Origin of the sequence: Micromonospora sp. NPDC000668 (assembly GCF_042897975.1) — a bacterium.
Taxonomy (GTDB): Bacteria; Actinomycetota; Actinomycetes; order Mycobacteriales; family Micromonosporaceae; genus Micromonospora.
This window is the reverse complement of sequence record NZ_JBIAYP010000004.1, coordinates 687,623-705,307: the sequence shown is the minus strand read 5'-3', so window position 1 is coordinate 705,307 and position 17,685 is coordinate 687,623. Positions and strand designations below refer to the sequence as shown.

Here is a 17,685-nt window from a genome sequence, read left to right as displayed (position 1 = left end):
GCCCGGGCAGCCTAGTCGCGCCGGGCCGGTTGTGGGGGTGCCGGCGGGATACGGAGCCCGGGAGGCGTCATTTCGCGTTTACCGGATAGTGGATGCGATCGATGCCCCGGTGGCCCTAGCGTCATCGGGGCATCGACCGTCATCTGGGAGGTATCCGTGGATCGTCGTACTGTCCTGCGTTCCGCCGTCGCCGGGGCGGCCGCCTTCTCCGGCAGTCTCTGGGCCGGCGCGGCGCTGTCCGCCCCCGCCCAGCCCGGGCCCGGTCCCTACGGGGAACTGTTGGAAGCCGACGCCAATGGCGTCCAGTTGCCCGCCGGTTTCACCAGCCGGGTCATCGCCCGCTCCGGTCAGCGGGTCGCCGGCACCTCGTACCTCTGGCACTGGGCGCCGGACGGGGGTGCCTGTTTCCCGGCCGGCGACGGCTGGATCTATGTGTCGAACTCGGAGATCCCGCTGGTCGGCGGTGCCTCGGCGGTCCGGTTCGCCGCGGACGGCTCGGTTGCCTCGGCGTGCCGGATCCTCGGCGGCACCAACGTCAACTGTGCCGGTGGCCCCACTCCGTGGGGCACGTGGCTCTCCTGTGAGGAGGTGCCTTTCGGCCGGGTCTTCGAGACGTGGCCGGACGGCAGCCGGGCGGCCGAGGAGCGGACCCGGATGGGTCGCTTCACCCACGAGGCCGCTGCCTGCGACCCGGACCGGAGGGTGGTCTACCTGACCGAGGACGAGGAGGACGGCTGCTTCTACCGGTTCGTGCCGGACACCTGGGGCGACCTGCGCACCGGACGCGTCCAGGTGCTGTGTGCGCCGGCCGGACAGGTCGCCGGCCCGGTCACGTGGCGGGACGTGCCGGACCGGGACGGCTTCCCGATCCCCACCCGCTTCCAGGTCGGCGCGGCGAAGCACTTCGACGGCGGTGAGGGCTGCTGGTACGACCGGGGGACCTGCTGGTTCACCACCAAGGGCGACAACCGGGTGTGGGCGTACGACGCGGTCAACCAGCGCCTCGACCTGGCCTACGACGATTCGCTGGTGCCGGCCGGCTCCGCACCGCTGACCGGCGTGGACAACATCACCGGCACCGCTGCGGGTGACCTCTACGTCGCCGAGGACGGCGGAAACATGGAAATCAACGTCATCACGCCGGCTGGCGTGGTCGCGCCGGTCGTGCGGATCCTGGGGCAGTCCTCCTCCGAGATCACCGGCCCGGCCTTCTCCCCGGACGGATCGCGCCTCTACTTCTCCTCCCAGCGCGGCCCCTCCGGCACCTCCACCGGCAGCGGCGGCATCACCTACGAGGTCACCGGCCCCTTCCGCCGCTGACCCGCTGGGGGCTGCGCTGGGTGCGCCACCGGGACAGGACCAGGGTGGCTGAGTAGCCGGACAGCACGATGACGTGGAACAGGTAGAGCCAGAGCAGCACGGCGACGCCGGCACCGATCTCGTCGAAGCCGCCGAACGGCACACCCAGGTCCAGCGGAAGGGAGGCGAAGAGCACGAAGCCGTGCATGAAACCGGACAGGTTCGCCGCCGTGAACGACCCCATCACGAGCGCCGAGAGCCAGTCCGGTGACGCCGGCCCGACCACCCGGAACACCCAGAGCAGCACCGGCGTGAGCACCAGCCAGACCGCCAGGAAGGACACCACCACACCCACCGCACCCACCCAGCCGCCCTGCCGGACCAGGCCGGTGGTGAGCGGCAGCGCCAGCAGGATCGACAGCAGTAGCGCGGGGGCCGGCGCGAGCAGCGGTAGCAGGAGCAGGCGGCCCCGCCAGCCGACCAGGTGCTCGTCCGAGCGAGGCTCGGCCACCGAGACGAACGCCCGCCGTAGGCCCTCGCCGTACAGCGACGCGGGCAGCAGCGAGGCCAGCGCCAGCAGCGGCGTCAACTCCACCCCGGCGTTGACCAGCGCGGCCACCGCCCGGGGCGCGCCGATCGCGGTGGGCAGCGCCTCCACGGCGTACGAGGTGAGCCGGCGTACCCGGTCGGCCCCGGCGACCAGAGAGGTGAGCCAGATCGCCAGTAGAGCCACCGGCACCACGGCGATCGCGCCGTAGAAGGTGATCGCGGCGGCGTGCAGCGACAGGTCCCGCCCCTGCACCGGGCGGAACGCCGCACTGATGATCCGCTTTGTCTGTTGCAGCCCGCCGCCCATCGGGGTTCCTTTCCCCGTACCGCCTCCCGTCACGCACGGGATCGCTCGCCGTGCGGCATGCCGGAGCCGCCGGACGGATGTCATCCGGCGGCTCCGGCGTACGGTGCGCCGGTGGTCAGCCCAGCGGCAGGCTCCGGGCCGCGCCGAGGCTCGTGTAGAAGCAGCCCGTGGTGGGCAGGCTCGTCGCCGCCGGCGGGGTCACCCCGTCGTAGAGCGCCAGCAGGAAGTTCTGCGGGCACCGCCGGGTGCTGCCGGTGCGGATACCGAAGTGCAGGTGCGGCCCGGTGGAGTTGCCGGTGTTGCCGGTGAGGCCGAGCTGCTGGCCGGGCGCGACCGACGCGCCGTTGCTCACCGACCACGCCGAGAAGTGGCAGTAGGTGTAGACCGCTCCGTCGGTGCCGGTGAGGTTGACGCCCTGGCCGCAGGAGCTGTCGTTGATGATGGTCACGGTGCCGGCCCGCACGGCGTACGCCCGGGTGCCGGTGCCGACGGGAAGGTCGATGGCGGGGTAGTCGTGGTGCGGGTCGTCGTACTCGGAGCGCGGCAGCGCGCTCTTCGTCAGCGGCAAGGACAAGCCGGAGCCGCCGGTTGTGGAGGTGATCCGGACGGCGTCCGCGACGACGTAGCCGGTGCCGGTGCTCCAGCGGCTCACCCCGACCACGGGGTGGTCGCCGGCGGCCAGCGTGAAGGTGCCGAGGCTGACCCAACGGCCTCCGTTGGAGCGCTGGTCCACGACCACGGTCTGGTTGCCGCCGGTGGTCGCCACGATGAACGGGGTAGCGCTGTTGTATCCGGCGTCCGCCGGGTACCACACCTCGACGAGGTGGGCGCCGGCAGTCGGGATCGAGGCGGAGAACCAGGCGGCGTCGCTGCCGCCGGTGTAGGGCGTCGCGAACCGGTAGTCGGCTCCGTACTTCTGGCCGGACCAGGACGATGTGCCCCAGTTGGCGCTGGCGGTGAAGCGTCCGGCGGTCGCGTTGTCCACGGTGGTGGTCGCCGCGGACGCGGATCCCACCGGCCCGAGCAGCACCATGGCGGCCGCCGTCACCCCGGTGATCAGAGCGCGCGCGGCGGTGGCGATTTTCACGAGGTCTCTCCGAGGGTCGAAGGGGCACGAAGGTCGGTTGGGCGAAGATATTCAACCAACAACCATCGATGATTGAAAGAGACCTTCATGAATCTCCCGGCGGCGGTCCCTGCGGCGGTGCGTGGCGCACGTCTTCCCGATCCGGCGGGGACGGGACTGTGTCGAGGTGGCGGGGTTCGGTGACGCGGTCGGGAAGCCTCGACCGCCCGTAGTGACGATCCTCCGGTGCCCCGCCCCATGCGGGCGCCGGGGATCGGGGCGTCAAACGGCCGGGAAACCGAGTTGCTCGGCGGACGCGTCGCCGGCCTGCCACGCGAACGGGTCATAGCCTCGCCCCCGAGCGATCTCGACGTTGAGAGCGAACAGCCGTCGGCCGATCTCGTCCTTGTCCTGGGCGATCGCCGTGGGCCATCCGTAACAGGCGGCCACCGCTTCGTCCAGCTCTCTGTGCAGCTTCCTGAGGTCGGCGTAGGCGCCCTCGTCCACGAGGTCGTAGAGCCTGGTCAGCCCGAACTGCTGCTCGGCGCAGATCTCCTGCCGGCGGGCGATCACCCGCCGACCTGCCTCCGCCACCCGCGCCCGCTGGTCGTCCGTGACGGGGGAAGGCCACGGGAACGTCAGGAATGTGGAGGTCGGGGCATAGCGTAGATCGTCTTTGACAGTCGAGGACTGAAACCACGCCCAGGCGCCGTGAGTGAAGGAGGAGAGGATTCCCATCGAGTAGTCGTCATCAAGAGTGATGGTGACTATCTGATTGCTGGGGCAGGTCCAAGGCTCACACCAGGTCGTCAGTAGGCGTGTGTCTCGTACGTGCACAGCGATGTAGCGAGGAAGGTAATACCACCGAACCCGCAGGCCATGATCCTTGCCGAACTGCCACCACTTTTCGCGTCTGTCCTTGCGGCGGTCATTGTCGCGGATCGGTTTGACTCGATCTCGCAGGATCTCCAGGGCGGCTGGATACCTCATAGCTTCTTCAAGAGGCCGTAGGCCAAAGTCGATGATCCAGCGCCGGGGCCGCTGAGCCGGATCGTCGGCGATATCGTCACCCATCAGATAGGGCCGGACCACGTCCGGGTACGAGGCATCCGTCCGATCGAGGAGTGACCTCGCCTCCTCGGTGGTCAGGATGAAGCCCTTACCCATCGGGCTCGGACCCTGTTGACATTTTCCCTCGTTCAGGGTGATCCGCTGTGCTTTGTCCGGCGGGTGTTGAGCCTGTACGAAGGAGATGCCGGGCAGCATCCAGAGCGACTCGGACCGGTCCGGCAACTCGGCGAGCGGGAAGTCACACAGCGGAGCCTTGGGATACGCGTCCGGCGCCCAGATCTCGAAGCGGTGGAACGAACAGAGCATGATGAACTGCGGACGACGCCTGGTGGTTACGCTCGTCCAGTCGCGCCAGTGCTCCAGCGCGTCCTTGCGGTGCTGGACGAGGCGCGTCGTCTCCTTCGGCGCCTTCATCTCCACGATGAGGTGAGCGGTCAGGTGCAGGTCCACGATCCCCGTGGACGAGTGTGCGTCTTCGAAGACCGCGCCGCGGTCCTTGCGGCTGACCCCATAGCACTCGAACAATTCGTCCAGATAGGTCTCCGCCTCCGAACGCTCGGTGCCGGCGTAGGCCTGCCATCGGGCAACGAAGCCGACCAGTGCCGCCCGGATCTGTTCATGACTGCGCATGGTCAGAAGACCTTAGGCGAATCCACCGACAAGACCTGGCCTGCTCAAATCCCAGCCCTTCCCGCCCAGGCTATGCCATCTCGACGAAGTCGAAATCCGCCCAGCGGCTCAGGTACGGGAACCGCCCCGGCGTTGACCACGGCGGCCACCGCCCGGGGCGCGCCAGCGTCCTGGCCTGGAGGGACTTGACGTTGAGACCTGCCGACTCGTCGGTCGACGCGAGGCGGTTGAGGCATCCGCGGGAATGGCTATGTCGTAGGTGTCAGGAGGGGCCATACCGCTCGCAGCGTGAGGACGGCGCCGACGACGAGGACGAGGGTGGCGGTGAGGATCGGGGTGGCGGTGGCGAGTCGGCCGGTCCAGCTCGCTGGCCGCGGGGAAATTCCGCGATGCAGTCGTTGGTGTAGTCCGACGAGTAGGAGCCCGGCGAGGGTCAGGGTGGCGGCCATGCCGAGGCCGTAGGCGAGGACCAGGAGAACGCCGAACCATGTTCGGCCCAGCGCGACTGCGCCGAGCAGGACGATGAGCGCGGAGGGGCTGGGCACGATGCCGCCGGCGATGCCCATGCCGAGTAGGCCCGCCCTGCCGCGGGCATGGTGATGGTGGTGGTGCCCACGGTGATGCTCATGTCCGTGATCATGGTCGTGGCGGTGGCTGTCACCGTGATGGTGACCCGATGCCGTGACGTCGGACTCGGCGGTGACGTGGGCGCCGGGTGCCGATCCCGCGAGGACAAGTGTTTGCGGCTGTGGCAGCTGGTGCTTCCTCCGGGCGGGGAGCGCTGACCGGAGCAGGCTGGCGCCGATGCCGGCGATGAGCAGGCCGCTGACTACACCGAGCCAGCCGAGGAGGGTTTCACCGGCCAGGGTCGACGCGGTGGTGAGCAGCAGTCCTGCGGTCAGGACGCCGGCGGTGTGGGTGGCGGTGACGGTGGCGCCGACAGTGAAGGCGTCGCGGTAGGTGCCGCGCCGGCCGGCGATGTAGGCGGCCATGACCGTCTTGCCGTGCCCGGGCAGCATCGCATGGGCGCCGCCGAGCAGCAGGGCCAGGAGGATCGCCAGTACGCCGGCCAGCGGCGTGAGTCGGTCCGCGCCGGCAATCGTGTTGAGTCGGTCACCGAGGGCGGTCATCGATCGGGCGATCGGGCCGGCGGCGGCGATCGCGGACTGACGTTCGCCGCTGGATGTGGTGCCTGCGCCCAGGGCCTGGATCCGCGCCGAGCGGTGGTTGAGCGGTGAGGACAGCAGGTCGTTGGGGTAGGTGCGCAGCTCGTCGGAGATGCTCGTGCTCGGCAACGGCGAGTCGCGCAGTCCGATGCCGTGTCCGACGGCGGTGGCCTCGTGCCAGCCGACGCGGTCGGTGCGGAAGGTGTCCTCGAAGCTGATCGTGGTGGCCCGCCGCAGGTCGACTGTGGCGGTGAGGTGACACTCGGTTCGACCGGTGACCAGGTTCGCCGCCCCGGAGTGGTAGGTGAGGTTGCTGGCAAGAACTGTCCACGTCAGGGTGTGGCCGGCTACCTCGGCGTGTAGGGCGCCTGCCATCGCCGCGCAGGTGGTGGCAGCGTGGGCTGCCGCCTCGGCCGGCTCGATGGTGCCGTTGCCGTCCCGGTCGACGGCGGGTTTCTGCTGCAGGGTGGGCAGCTCCGCTTCGTCGAGGACGGCCAGGTCCTCGATCCGGTCGGGATGCAGCTGCAGGCCGTGATAGTGGTTGACGGAGAAATTTCCCAGCGGGTGGGCGGTGGCCGGACTCGTCGGTGCCAGAGCGCACCCGACCGCGATGAAGGTCACCGCTACCGCGGCGCCGGCCTGTCGCCGCCTCATCCGCCGCCGCCGAGACTGTCGAGCAGGCGTCGCGCGATCGGCGCTTGAACGACGTCGAAGTGCGGGTTGATCGTCATCGCGAGGCTGAGATCTTCGCGAGCGTGGTCCCGGTCGCCGAGGGCGTGGCGGATCACACCGCGGTGGTAGTAGAAGGTGGCGTTTCGCCAGCCGAGGCGGGTGGCCTGCAGGGAGTAGTCCAGAGCCTCGGCGTCACGTCCGTTGCGGTGCAGCGCCCATGCCAGGGCGTCAGCGGTCAGGACGGTGCGACGGGCGGACCATTCCGCCTGTGCCTCGGTCAATGCTTCGGCGGCCTGGTCGTGGTCGGCGAGGTAGGTCGCCGCGGTGAGGTGATCGGAGATGCCGTTGGCGGCGGACAGCTGCCGGGCTGCGGCGACCAGGTCGTACTGCTGGCGCGCCTGGTCGGCCTTGCCGGAGACGGTGAGGAGGTCACCGTATTCGATCAGCAGCTCGGGCAGCGGGAGTGCCTGCACGGCGCGGGCGTAGTCGGCGAGGGCGTCGTCGCTCTGGCCGAGCGCGGCGCGCGCCTTACCGCGTCCGGCGTAAAGCTGCTGGTAGGTGGGATCGGCGGTGAGGCCGGCGTCGTATTCCCGCAGGGCTGCCTGCGGGTCGCCGTTGTGGAACGCCAACTCGCCGAGGTAGTAGCGGCAGAAGGCCCGGTCGGCGGGGCTGCTGGCCTGGGCCAGGGCACGGTTGAGCGCGCCGCGGGCTGCCGCGACCTGCCCGCGCTGTTCGAAGTCGTAGGAGGCGCGGGTGAACGCCGCCACCCCTGGTTCGACGTCCAGCATGCGCTGCACCTGGATACGCGCGCCGTCGTAGTCGCCGAGTTGGGTGAGCGCGTCGACCAGCACGCCGTGGACGTTGCCGGAGTGGGGGTTGAGGGCCTCGGCGCGGCGTCCCCAGTCACGTGCGGCGCTGAAGTCGTGGCGGGCGTTGGCCAGCGCCGCCGTGCCGACCATCGCCTTCCAGTTCGTGGCGCTCTCCAGTTCCAGCGAGCGCCGCAACGCGCCGTCGGCCTTCGGGTAGTACGACGGGTCACCGGTGATCCGGCCCTGTTGCACGTATGCCGAGCCGAGCTCGGCCCACGTCGACCAGTCCTTTGGCACATCGACGAGCCGCCGCTGGGCTTTCGCGATGGTGGATCGCAGGGCGTCGGCACCCGCCTGCGGCCCGGTCCGCGCGGGCGGGCCGACCGGGCCCGGGGAACGTTGTTGTTCCTGCAGCTGACCCGTGACGATCGGGGTGCCTACCAGCAGCACGACGCCGGCCAGCAGCAACACGACGGGCAGCCGGGTGAGCCCCCGGCACACGACGGACAGCCGACGCCGCAGACGGCTCATGAGCCACCGCCGACAAGCGTGGCGTACGCGACGAGGTTGTCCCGATAGCTGCCCGCCCGCCGGTCGAACGTGCCGGTGCAGGTGATCAGCCGCAATTCCGCCCGCTCACTGCGGGCGTAGACCGCGCCAGCGGGAAACCTGTCCTTCGGATACTCGTCGAGCCGATAAATCCGGAAACTCATCACCGACCCGGCGATGTCGCGGACCTGAACCTCACTGCCCACCACCAGGTCCCGCAACCGGTAGAAGACCCCTGGGCCGGTGTGGGAGTCCACGTGACCCACGATCACCGCCGGTGGACCTCCTGGCTCCCCCGGCATCGGGCCGCCCGCATACCAACCGGCCACCTGATAGTCGCTGGGGGCGGGCAGTGAGCCGTCCGGCTCACGGGCCAGGTCGACCAGCTCAGACCGCACCCCGATCGACGGTATCGCCACCTCGGTCGGCTGCGCGGGCGACCCGGACCCGCTCTGGCCGGGACGGGGATCCAGGGGTGCGGCCAGCGCACCCGGCGGCGCCGCGGCCGGCACCCCGGGTGCTCCCGTCAAGGGTCGCTCGACCGCCGTAAGCGCGACTGTCATCAGCACGATGAGTCCTCCAACGATCATGAGCAGCGCGCGCAGGGGTCGCCGCCTCAGCGGCAGTACGGCCAGTCGTGCGCGTCTGCGCAGCCGCATGGCAACCATCAAAGAGTTCTCCCGCCTCAGATCGGCTGACCACAGCCCGGCCCCGCCCAGCGCCGCCGACGGCTTCCGCCCGCCCGGCTCGGGCGCCAGGGTGCGGCGCGCCCATGTGGCCGCGCCGCACCCCTCAATCAGCTGCTGGCCGGGCGCGAGACGGTCAGCCGGTGACGGCGGCGGCTGACCAGCAGGCCGGCGCCGAAACAGGCCGCCGCAGCGATGCCGCCCGCGATCCTCACCCAGACCACGCCCGTGGACGCGGTGCCGCCGGCGCCGCTGGGCACGCCACCGGAGGGCATCCCGTCGGCGTCGATCTGGTTCACCGCCACGTTGCTGGGCAGCGCCAGATACGGGAAGGTGTTTCCGAACGGCACGTTGTTCGTGTTGACCTTGTCCCCGGCGGCGAGCGCGGGAACGAGCTGCCCGGTCTGCGCCGCGCCCTCGAAGGCCTGCAGCTCGATGTCCAGCACGTCGTCGGCGAGCCGGCGTCCGTTCGGGAAGCCCTGCAGGTCACCGCCGAGCACACCCAGGCGGTTCGGGTTGGCCGTCACCGGCACGCTCATGTTCAGCCGTAGCTCCTCCGCCGGCACGAACGACTTCGCGTCCACGTCCGCGTTGAGGATCTGCGAGTTCAGATCCGCCTGGATCGGCGGCGTCGACCCGTCCAGGGTCGGCGCGTTCTTCGCGATCCCGGTCAGGAAGATCTCCGCGAGATCGTTGCGCGGCGTGGCCGGTGCCGGAATGTTGTAGATCTGCTGAATCACCCGCGGCAACTCCGGGTTGAGGACGCGGTCGATCAGCGCCTGGTTCTTGCTGTCGTCCGCCGGCGTGCTGGCGTTGAAGCCATCCTTCTGGTTAGCCGCCGGCACCAGCTCATTGACCAACGGATTACCCAGCCGCGACACCTGCACCTGATCCCCGCCGGCCTTGGGGTCGGAGACCTGCATCCCAGACTGCGAGGTGGCGCTCCACACGCCGATCACCGGGTTGCGGGTGTCGTCGTTGTTCAACGCCAGCGCCGATTTGGGCACCTGCAGCGCCACGGTCTGCACGTTGTAGCCGGCCAGGGTGTCCTGCCCCCGCTCGGACAGATTCGCGCCGTAGATCAGGTCGAACACCCGCAGGTCCAGGAAGAACGGATCCTCGGCCTGACCCGCGTACGTCTGACCGCCACCCTCGACCGACGTCACGGCCTGCTGCCGCAGCCGTCCGTAGTCCGGCATCGAGGCCGGGCCAACGTTCGACGGCGCAACGATCCCGTCCCGCACCAGCACCCGCGACTGCCCACCCTTGATCTCGCTGAGGGTGTAGGTCTGCTTGAACAGCAACGTCGGATCGTTCAGGTTGTTGACCACGCCGTTGTTGTAGAGAAATGTGGTGCCATCGCGCTTGTCGTCGTTGGCGAACACCCACCGGTAGGTGACGTCCGCGCGGGCGTCACCGTTGTTGTCGATGTTGATGTCGTACTGGGCGCCGGGCTTGAAGAAGTAGAAGTTCGGCCCCCCGTTGGGCTCCTGAAACGGCAGCCAGTTAGCGATCAGCGTCACCGTGTCCTGCTTGTCGGGGCTGACGAAGGCATACACGTCGGTGTTGTCCACCTCCGGATCGCCCGCGATCAACGGCGCCTCCCGGTGACTCGACGCGTCAGCCACCTCCGACACCAGGCCCGCGCCACCGGTCGCGGCCACCAACGCCAGCACACCCGCGCTGGCATACCACGCCAACGCACCCCGCCCCGGCCTGGCGAATCTGACACCACCTTGCACGTCCCCCACCCCCGCCTCACCTCGTGATCACTAAGCTCCCGATCAGGACGCATCCCATCCACGATTCAACAGCGACCACTACTGAGCGATGGCACAAACGCGAAAGTTCATACGACACCAGGCGGACTTGGACGCACGTGACACTGCGCGGCACCGTTGCATGAGCGTTGGCAAGATCGAGGCGGGCCTGAGCGGTGGAGTCATCGACCCGCTCTCGCCCGTGGTTGCCTCCGACGTCGGCGTTCGCCGGGTTCCTGTTCCCGACCGAGGTGATCGTGGTCGCGGTCCGCTGGTATCTGCGCCTCAACCTCTCGTATCGCGACGGCGCGACCAATGGCCGGCGGGCGGCGTGGCACGGCGGATCCGGTCGGCCGTCATCTGCCACGCCTGCGCCTCGTCGACCAGGCAGCCGGCGAGCAGCTCGCGGCCCCGGGCGAGGACCGCGAGGGCGTCGGGGTGACCCGGCAGCCACTGCTCGGCGTCCCCGACGGTCAACTCGGCCCGCCGGCCGGGCAGCGGCGTCGCCCCGGGTGGCAGGCCGCCGAGCCGGTCGAGGTGCCCGGCGGAGAGGATCTGATACCACATGGCGTCGGGAATGAGCGCGTCAGCGAGCATCTCCACCCCGGGCCGCCGGGTCACCGGCATTCCGTCGCTCGGGAGCCACTGCGACCACTGTGGCGTGGTCACCCGACGGCTGTCCGGCTCGGCGTTCACCCCGGCCCAGGCCAGCAATCCGCTGTGTGCGTGCAGCTTGTCGCGCAGCCGGTGCATCGACCCGGCCAGGTCGCCAGCGTCAGTAGGGTCGGCGCGCGGCGGCGCGACGGTGAACGCCGCCGCGGGTAGCACGTCGTGGTAGCCGCCGACGGTCGCGGCCACCAGCCGGTTGGTGAGGTCGCCGGCGAGCAGGGTCACCGTGATGGCTGTGGGCAGGGTGGACAGTACGGCGGCGGTGGCCGAGCCGGCCGCCTCGGCGGTGAGCGGAACCCGCACACCGAGCACGACCGCGCTCAGCTCGTCCGCGGGCCCGCGCTCGGCGTGCAACCAGTCGAGCGCCACGTTCAGCAGGGGCGGGGGCAGTTGGCACGAGGCGTCGCCGAACGGCGCGCCGAGTGGCCCGCGCAGGTAGGCCCGCGCGGACACGCCGAACTCCTCGATGTCGTGGCTCGGGCCGCGCCGGGCCACCGAGACCAGAGCGTCGCGCACACCGGCATCGCGCAGTTGCCGGGCCAGCATCTCCGGTATGGCGAGGACATGCTCGGCGGGGAGCGGGCCGAAGTCGATCACGAGGAGCAGCGCGCCGGGCAAGGCGATCGGTGACGAGACGACGGCCGGGCCCACCGGCTCCCCGCCGGCTCCCGTCGCTTCGAGCCGAAGCAGAGCCTGCCGGAGTGCGGCCACCGCCACGGGCACACCGGCGTCGTCCGAGCGGACTTCGATCGTCAGGCAGTGCTGCTCGCGCAGAGTTTCATCGATATCGAGCACTACGACGACGGCCATGTGTCCCCCAATGGTGGCGCATCCGCTCTGGGCGGCAGTCCTATTTTCGATTTCCGCTTCGTGCGTCGATCGTGGATGGGGAAAGGATTGATTGACATTCCTCTATTGACAAGGGAAGGGGCGCGTCGGGGAGCATATTGCCGTCGCTCATTCTCCGGCGACCCTGCCAGGTGCGCTAAGCGCCGAACTGGCCGGTACACGTCATTAGTTCGAATGCGCAAAGCATGAAATAGGGCGGCCCAGATTCCATAATGTAACGCAATCGAAGGGACCGGCGCTGTTACGAATCCCAACGACTATCGCCGCACTTTTCCCAACCCTTCGGCAACGGCCGAGGTCCGTGATCGCCGTACGGGGTGCCGGCTGTCTCGGTAACGTCACCCGCAGCCGGGCGGCGGCACACCGGTCCGGTGCGAGGGGGTGGGCGTCGTGGCCGGCTCGGGCGGATCCCGGGGCGTGGTGGTCGGCGGCGCCATCGGCATCACCAGCACCAGGGCGGTCGCCGCGGTGCACCAGCCGGCCGCTGATGCCTTTGCCTGTCCAGGATCGGTCACTCATTAAGATCGCCCGCCATGACCGTTCTCACCACTGAACGCCTGATCCTGCGCGACTGGACCGCGGACCCGGTCGACCTGGCCCGCATCTACGACATCTACTCCCGCCCCGAGATCACGCGATGGCTGGGCGCGGCACCCGGGCTGCCGCTGACCGACCCGGCGCAGGCCGCCGACCGGCTGCAGATCTGGCGGGACCGCCACGCCGCCGACCATGGCCGGTACGGCACCTGGGCGATCGAGGTGCGCGACACCGGTCTGGTGGTCGGCACGGTGCTGCTCAAGCCGCTGCCGGGGCGGGACGAGGCGCGGCGTACCGATGACATCGAGGTGGGCTGGCACCTGCACCCGGATTCGTGGGGTCACGGCTACGCCACCGAGGCGGCCCGCGCGGTGACGGCGCGGGAGTTCGTCACCGGCACCCCGCAGATCTACGCGGTCGTCTCGCCGGGCAACGATCCGTCGATGGCGGTCTGCCGGCGACTCGGCATGGCTCACGTGGGCCGGCGCACCGACTGGTATGGCGGCGAGGAGCTGGAGGCCTTTGTCCTGCCCGCCCCGACCGACTGACCACCGCCAGCGAAGCGAAGGAAGGGCCCCTGTCGACGCCAGGCGTTGACAGGGGCCCCTTCATTTCCGCCGAACGCCGACAGATGGGCGGCCGTCAATAGTCACGGTGGTCGAAGTGTTGACGCCCTCGTAGCACGTCAGTAACATCTGGTCAACGTCATGCAAAATCTCGACAAAGGTGTGCTTGATTCTTTGCATGACGCCGCAAGTTTCAGCGGGCTGACTCTTTGGCGTCTTTTCTCCCCTTTCCCGCCGCCACCACCACCCTCGCCTCCTCGGCGCCTCCCCACACCGGCCGGCACGCCCCCGCGCGTCGGCCGACGACGCGCCGAATCACGCCCCACGCCGTGGCCAGTCCGTCGCGGCACCGTCCCCCCAACGACAGGACAGTGATGAGACGAACGAATCTGTTCAGGATGGTGGCGGCGACAGTCGCGGCCACGGTGATCGCCACGGCCGGGTCGACGGCCGCCGCCAACGCGGCGGAGAACCCCCGCTCCGCCGGCACGACAGCCGCGACGAGCACCGCCTTCGCCCCGGCGGCCACCAACCTCGCCCAGGGCCGCCCGACCCAGGAGAGTGGCCACGCCGACGTCTACGACTCGCCGAAGGTCGTCGACGGCAACCCGGGCAGCTACTGGGAGAGCACCAACAACTCGTTCCCCGAGTGGGTGCAGGTCGACCTTGGCTCGTCGCAGGCCGTGAACCAGGTCGTGCTGAAGGTGCCGACCTCCGGCTGGGCGACCCGCACGCAGACCCTGAGCGTGCAGGGCAGTACCAACGGATCGTCATTCAGCAACCTGGTGCCGTCGCAGACCTACACGTTCAACCCGGCGAGCGGCAGCACGGTCACGATCAACTTCAGCCAGACCTCGACGCGCTACGTGCGTATCGACATCACGGCAAACAGCGGGTGGCCGGCCGGGCAGCTGTCCGAGCTTGAGGTCTACGGCAGCGGCGGTGGCGGTCCGGACACGACCGCGCCGAGCGTGCCGGGCAATCTCTCGTACACCCAGTCGGGCACCACGATCACCCTCAACTGGGTCGCGTCGACCGACAACCCGGGCGGCAGCGGCATCGCCGGCTACGACATCTACCGCAACGGCACGCTCCTGCAGTCCATCGGGAACGTGACCACCTTCAACGACACGCAACCGGCCACGGCGACCGTGTCGTACCACGTCCGGGCGCGCGACGTCGCGGGCAACCTCTCGGGAAACAGCAACACGGTGACCCGTACCGGCAGCGGTGACACCACCGCGCCGAGCGTCCCGGGGACGCTGTCGCACAGCACGTCGGGCAACACGATCACGCTCAACTGGGGCGCCTCCACCGACTCCGGTGGCAGCGGGCTGGCCGGCTACAACGTCTACCGCGGCGGCAGCCTGATCGCGACGCTGGGCACCGTCCTCACCTACCAGGACAACCAGCCGTCGACGGCGACGGTGTCCTACTACGTCCGCGCACGCGACGGCGCGGGCAACCTGTCCGGAAACAGCAACACCGTCACCCGGACCGGCACCCCGCCCCCCGCCTGCACCAACGTGGCGCAGGGCAAGACCATGACGGCGAGCGGCTCCACCTTCACCTTCACGCCGGAGAAGGCGAACGACGGGCAGGTCACGACGTACTGGGAGGGCGCGGCGAGCTACCCGCAGACCCTGACCGTGGCGCTGGGCGCGAACCACTCGATCACGGCCGTCGCCGTCAAGCTGAACCCGGACCCGGCCTGGGGCACCCGTACCCAGAACATCCAGATCCTCGGCCGCGACCAGGCCTCGTCCACGTACACCAGTCTGGTGTCGGCGGCGAACTACCAGTTCGTCCAGGGCAACAACGTGGTGACCATCCCGGTCACCGCGACCACTGCCGACGTGCAACTGCGGTTCACCGCCAACACCGGTGCGCCGTCGGGCCAGGTGGCCGAGCTTGAGGTGTGCGGCACGCCGGCGCCCAACCCTGACCTGGTCATCAGCTCGACTACCTGGTCTCCCGCGTCGCCCAGCGAGGCCACCCCGGTCACTCTCTCGGCCGTGGTCCAGAACGTGGGCTCGGCTGCGGCCGGACCCACCACGGTGAACTTCAGCCTGGCCGGCACGGTTGCCGGTAGCGCCGCGGTGGGTGCGCTCAGCGCGGGAGGCTCGACCACTGTCTCGTTCAACGCCGGGACCCGGCCGATGGGCAGCTACAGCGTCTCGGCGGTGGTCGACCCGACGAACACGATCGTCGAGCAGAACAACGGCAACAACAGCTTCACCGCACCGTCGCCGTTGGTGGTCGTGCAGGCTCCGGGGCCTGACCTGCAGGTCCTCAGCATCAGCTCCAACCCGCCGAACCCGGCCGTCGGGGCGTCTGTCACGTTCACCGTGGCGGTACGCAACCGCGGCACCACCGCGACCGGCGCGACCACGGTCACCCGGTTGGTGGTGGGCGGCACCACGCTCAACACCAACACCGCGTCGATCGCCGCCGGCGCGACGGTCACCGTCGCGGTCGCCGGGAGCTGGACCGCCACCAGCGGCGGAGCCACCATCACGGCCACCGCCGACGCGACCAACACCGTCGCCGAGACCAACGAGACCAACAACGCGTTCACCCAGTCGATCGTGGTCGGGCGTGGGGCGGCGGTCCCGTACGTCTCCTACGAGGCCGAGGCCGGCCGGTACCAGGGCGCGCTGTTGGAGGCCGACCCGCTGCGCACCTTCGGCCACACCAACTTCGCCACCGAGTCCTCGGGCCGCAAGTCAGTACGACTGAACAGCACCGGTCAGTTCGTCGAGTTCACCTCGACCAACCCCGCCAACTCCATCGTGGTGCGCAACTCCATCCCGGACGCGCCCGGCGGGGGTGGCATCGAGGCGACGATCAGCCTCTACGTCAACGACGTCTTCTCCCGGAAGCTGACCCTCTCGTCGCGGCACAGCTGGCTCTATGGCAACACGGACGGGCCGGAGGCGCTGACCAACACCCCGCAGGCCGACGCCCGGCGGCTGTTCGACGAGTCGAACGCGCTGCTGTCGCAGTCGTACCCGGCGGGCACCCGGTTCAAGTTGCAGCGCGATGCCGGCGACTCCGCCTCGTTCTACGTCATCGACATGATCGACCTGGAGCAGGTGGCGCCGGCCGCGAGCCAGCCGACCGAGTGCACCTCGATCACGTCGTACGGTGCGGTCCCCAACGACGGACTCGACGACACCGCGGCCATCCAACGGGCCGTGACCGACGACCAGAACGGGGTCATCGGCTGCGTCTGGATTCCGGCCGGGCAGTGGCGGCAGGAGCAGAAGATCCTGACCGACGACCCGCTGAACCGGGGTACGCACAACCAGGTCGGCATCAGCAACGTCACGATCCGGGGCGCCGGCATGTGGCACTCACAGCTCTACACGCTGACCGAGCCGCAGAACGTGGTGGGCGGCATCAACCACCCGCACGAGGGCAACTTCGGCTTCGACATCGACAAGAACACCCAGATCTCCGACATCGCCATCTTCGGCTCGGGCCGGATCCGTGGCGGTGACGGCAACGCCGAGGGCGGGGTGGGTCTGAACGGTCGGTTCGGGACAGGCACCCGGATCAGTAACGTCTGGATCGAGCACGCCAACGTGGGTGTCTGGGTGGGACGCGACTACGACAACATCCCCGACCTCTGGGGCCCGGCCGACGGCTTGCAGTTCACCGGTATGCGGATCCGCAACACCTATGCCGACGGCATCAACTTCAGCAACGGCACGCGGAACTCGCGGGTGTTCAACTCGTCCTTCCGTACCACCGGCGACGACGCGCTGGCCGTCTGGGCCAACCCGTACGTCAAGGACCGGAACGTGGACATCGCCCACGACAACCACTTCGTCAACAACACCATCCAGTTGCCCTGGCGCGCGAACGGCATCGCCATCTACGGCGGCTACGACAACTCGATCGAGAACAACCTGATCTACGACACCGCGAACTACCCGGGCATCATGCTGGCGACCGACCACGACCCGCTGCCCTTCTCCGGGACGACGCTGATCGCCAACAACGGGCTCTACCGGACCGGCGGTGCCTTCTGGAACGAGGACCAGGAGTTCGGTGCCATCACCCTCTTCCCCGCCACCAGGGACATCGTCGGGGTCACGATCCGGGACACCGACATCTACGACTCGACGTACGACGGCATCCAGTTCAAGAACGGCGGCGGCAACATGCCGAACGTCGCGATCACCAACGTGCGGATCGACAAGTCCAACAACGGCGCCGGCATCCTCGCGATGAGCGGGGCCCGGGGCAACGCCACGCTGACCAACGTGACCATCACCAACTCGGCCGACGGCAACATCGTGATCCAGCCAGGATCGCAGTTCGTGATCAACGGCGGCTAGTCCCGACCGAGGGCCGCTGCGGCGGCCCTCGGTCGCCGGCCGGCGGCTTGATCGACACGGGTTCGGCGATGTCGGGGTATCCGGGTGTCAGGGATACCCCGACATCGGCGATCTGGAGTCGATCAGCGCCGGGCTCCCAGCGGGCGCTCAGCGC

Annotated in this window: 12 protein-coding genes; 3 read left to right on the top strand and 9 right to left on the bottom strand. The window is 69.3% G+C overall.

The genetic code is table 11. The features are described from left to right. Window positions 1–156 precede the first annotated feature (156 nt). Window positions 157–1,320 (top strand): alkaline phosphatase PhoX, encoded by a 1,164-nt coding sequence (locus ACFY29_RS24005; RefSeq protein WP_386989751.1) that lies wholly within the window; start codon window positions 157–159, stop codon window positions 1,318–1,320. On the opposite strand, the gene ACFY29_RS24000 is transcribed toward ACFY29_RS24005, so the two are convergent. The 9 genes from ACFY29_RS24000 to ACFY29_RS23960 all read right to left on the bottom strand — a co-directional run bounded on the left by ACFY29_RS24000 (window position 1,298) and on the right by ACFY29_RS23960 (window position 12,597). Further along, a complete protein-coding gene (locus tag ACFY29_RS24000; protein WP_386989749.1) occupies window positions 1,298–2,155 on the bottom strand; it encodes a YhjD/YihY/BrkB family envelope integrity protein in 858 nt (285 codons plus the stop codon). The genes ACFY29_RS24005 and ACFY29_RS24000 overlap by 23 nt on opposite strands. A 115-nt stretch (window positions 2,156–2,270) precedes the next feature. Then, entirely contained in the window at window positions 2,271–3,242 is a 972-nt protein-coding gene (locus ACFY29_RS23995; RefSeq protein WP_386989747.1) for a peptidoglycan DD-metalloendopeptidase family protein, read from the bottom strand. 261 nt (window positions 3,243–3,503) lie between these two features. Next, window positions 3,504–4,922: a type IIL restriction-modification enzyme MmeI gene (locus ACFY29_RS23990; RefSeq protein ID WP_386989745.1), complete on the bottom strand. Its 1,419-nt coding sequence runs from the start codon at window positions 4,920–4,922 to the stop codon at window positions 3,504–3,506. A 248-nt stretch (window positions 4,923–5,170) separates the two neighbouring features. Next, a complete protein-coding gene (locus tag ACFY29_RS23985; RefSeq protein WP_386989744.1) occupies window positions 5,171–6,742 on the bottom strand; it encodes a sulfite exporter TauE/SafE family protein in 1,572 nt (523 codons plus the stop codon). Further along, window positions 6,739–8,100 (bottom strand): tetratricopeptide repeat protein, encoded by a 1,362-nt coding sequence (locus tag ACFY29_RS23980; protein ID WP_386989742.1) that lies wholly within the window; start codon window positions 8,098–8,100, stop codon window positions 6,739–6,741. The genes ACFY29_RS23985 and ACFY29_RS23980 overlap by 4 nt, the downstream gene beginning before the upstream one ends. After that, a complete protein-coding gene (locus tag ACFY29_RS23975) occupies window positions 8,097–8,777 on the bottom strand; it encodes a class F sortase (RefSeq protein ID WP_386989740.1) in 681 nt (226 codons plus the stop codon). The genes ACFY29_RS23980 and ACFY29_RS23975 overlap by 4 nt, the downstream gene beginning before the upstream one ends. A gap of 137 nt (window positions 8,778–8,914) precedes the next feature. Next, window positions 8,915–10,504 (bottom strand): DUF4331 domain-containing protein, encoded by a 1,590-nt coding sequence (locus ACFY29_RS23970; RefSeq protein WP_386989738.1) that lies wholly within the window; start codon window positions 10,502–10,504, stop codon window positions 8,915–8,917. A gap of 345 nt (window positions 10,505–10,849) precedes the next feature. Next, on the bottom strand, window positions 10,850–12,043 hold the full coding sequence (locus ACFY29_RS23965; protein ID WP_386989737.1) for a hypothetical protein: 1,194 nt from the start codon (window positions 12,041–12,043) through the stop codon (window positions 10,850–10,852). 377 nt (window positions 12,044–12,420) lie between these two features. Further along, entirely contained in the window at window positions 12,421–12,597 is a 177-nt protein-coding gene (locus ACFY29_RS23960; RefSeq protein ID WP_386989735.1) for a hypothetical protein, read from the bottom strand. Between the two features lie 18 nt (window positions 12,598–12,615). Between ACFY29_RS23960 and ACFY29_RS23955 the strand changes: the two genes are divergently transcribed. Next, window positions 12,616–13,167 (top strand): GNAT family N-acetyltransferase, encoded by a 552-nt coding sequence (locus tag ACFY29_RS23955; protein ID WP_386989733.1) that lies wholly within the window; start codon window positions 12,616–12,618, stop codon window positions 13,165–13,167. A gap of 392 nt (window positions 13,168–13,559) precedes the next feature. Next, entirely contained in the window at window positions 13,560–17,531 is a 3,972-nt protein-coding gene (locus tag ACFY29_RS23950) for a CARDB domain-containing protein (protein WP_386989732.1), read from the top strand. Window positions 17,532–17,685 lie beyond the last annotated feature (154 nt).